Origin of the sequence: Arthrobacter sp., from assembly GCF_031179385.1 — a bacterium.
Lineage (GTDB): Bacteria > Actinomycetota > Actinomycetes > Actinomycetales > Micrococcaceae > Arthrobacter_D.
On the sequence record NZ_JAPSHV010000217.1, the window covers coordinates 1 to 2,286 of the forward strand.

General features: G+C 65.5%; 2 protein-coding genes. Both read left to right on the forward strand.

Annotated features, from left to right (window positions below):
- A partial coding sequence (gene cysD / locus RIF85_RS15700; protein WP_309072832.1) for a sulfate adenylyltransferase subunit CysD occupies positions 1-897 on the forward strand: 897 nt, incomplete at its 5' end.
- Positions 897-2,282 carry a GTP-binding protein gene (locus RIF85_RS15705; RefSeq protein ID WP_309072833.1) on the forward strand — a complete coding sequence of 462 codons (1,386 nt, stop codon included), beginning with the start codon at positions 897-899 and terminating at the stop codon, positions 2,280-2,282. The genes cysD and RIF85_RS15705, both read left to right, overlap by 1 nt.
- The last annotated feature ends 4 nt before the right edge of the window (positions 2,283-2,286 follow it).

Consider the following 2,286-nt stretch of genomic DNA (forward strand, 5'->3'; position numbering starts at 1 on the left):
GCGAAGCGGCTCTCCTCCCTTGACGCCCTCGAGTCCGAAGCCATTCACATCATTCGTGAAGTTGTCGCCGAGTTCGAGCGGCCCGCGCTGCTGTTCTCCGGCGGCAAGGACTCCGTGGTCATGCTGCACCTTGCTACCAAGGCGTTCTGGCCCGGCAAGGTTCCGTTCCCGGTGCTGCATGTGGACACCGGTCACAACTTCCCCGAGGTTCTCGAGTTCCGCGATCGCACCGTGGAGCGGCTGGGAGTCAGGCTCGTTGTGGGGTCGGTCCAGGAGTACATCGACCGTGGCGAGCTGAGCGAGCGCGCCGACGGTACGCGTAACCCGCTGCAGACTGTGCCGCTGCTGGACACCATCAACGCCAACCGGTTCGACGCCGTCTTCGGTGGCGGACGGCGCGATGAGGACAAGGCGCGTGCCAAGGAGCGCATCCTCAGCCTGCGTGATGAGTTCGGCCAGTGGGATCCGCGCAACCAGCGGCCGGAGCTGTGGAACCTTTACAACGGCCGCCACACCGTCGGTCAGCACGTGCGTGCCTTCCCGATCAGCAACTGGACCGAGCTGGACGTCTGGCGCTACATCGAGCGGGAAAATATCGAGCTACCGGGCCTGTATTACGCCCACGAGCGCGAGGTTTTCCGCCGCGACGGCATGTGGCGCGCGGTCGGTGACGTCTCACAGCCCACCGAGAAGGAAATTGTCGAAACGCGAACGGTCCGCTACCGGACGGTCGGTGACATGTCCTGTACCGGAGCAGTGGAATCCGACGCAGCGACCGTCGCGGCAGTAGTCCGGGAAGTCGCCCTCAGTACACTCACCGAACGCGGCGCCACCCGCGCGGACGACCGGATCTCGGAAGCCGCCATGGAAGACCGCAAGAAGGACGGCTACTTCTGATGTCTACCCCCACCGCTGTTGAGACAGCACTCGAGCACTCAACCCTTTTCAGGTTTGCTACGGCCGGCTCCGTCGACGACGGCAAGTCCACCCTCGTGGGCCGCCTCCTGCATGACAGCAAGTCGGTCCTCGCAGACCAGCTCGACGCCGTTGCCCGCACCTCCGCGGAGCGCGGTTTCGGTGGGGAACGTGGCGGCCTTGATCTCGCACTCCTCACCGACGGCCTGCGGGCCGAACGCGAGCAGGGCATCACCATCGACGTGGCCTACCGCTATTTCGCCACCGCCAACCGCACCTTCATCCTGGCGGACACCCCGGGGCACGTGCAGTACACCAAGAACACGGTGACAGGTGCCTCCACGGCGGACGCCGTCGTCGTACTCATTGACGCCCGCAAGGGTGTGCTGGAGCAGACCCGCCGGCACCTGGCCGTGGCGCGCCTGCTGCGCGTGGCCCACATCATCGTTGCGGTGAACAAGATCGACCTCGTGGACTACAGCGAGGACGTGTTCCGCGACGTCGAAGCGCAGCTGAAGCAGGCTGCACGTGAACTGAAGGTCGACGAGCCCGCAATCATCCCTGTATCCGCCCTCGAGGGCGACAACGTGGTGGACCGGTCCGGGAAGACACCGTGGTACGGCGGGCCCTCGTTGCTGGAGACCCTCGAGCAGTTGCCGGCGCTCGCTGACCTTGAAACTGACATCGAAGCTTTCCGCTTCCCGGTGCAGACCGTCATCCGCCCGCAGGGCGCCGTGGCGCCGGGACTGGACGCCGACACGTATCGCGACTACCGCGGGTACGCGGGCCAGGTCGCGGCAGGCTCCATCCGCGTGGGCGACGCCGTCACTGTGCAGCCGTCCGGACGCGAGACCACCGTGACAGGCATCGATTTCGCCGGGCAGGAACTGGAGGAAGCCTTCGCACCGCAGTCTGTGGTGCTGCGCCTGGCCGACGACATCGACATCGCCCGTGGCGACCTGCTTGCCGAGGCCGGCTCGGGCACGTCGGTCGCGCAACTCCCGCAACCCACCCAGGACCTGTACGCCGCACTCTGTTGGCTCTCACCGAAGCCGCTCAAAGAGGGCTCGCGGCTCCTCATCAAGCACGGCAGCAAGACGGTCCAGGGCTTGGTTCGCCAGGTCATCAACAAGCTGGATCTGTCCTCGTTCGCCGATCAACCGGCGTCGGGCCTTGAGCTCAACGACATCGGGACCGTCCACATCAGGCTCGCATCTGCGTTGCCGGTGGACAACTACGTGAACTTCCGCCGTACCGGAGCTTTCCTGGTCATCGACCCCTCCGACGGCAATACCCTGGCCGCAGGTCTGGTGGAATCCGACCACCTTGAACTGTCCGCCCGCGAGGACGAACGCTATGTCATCTAACCCG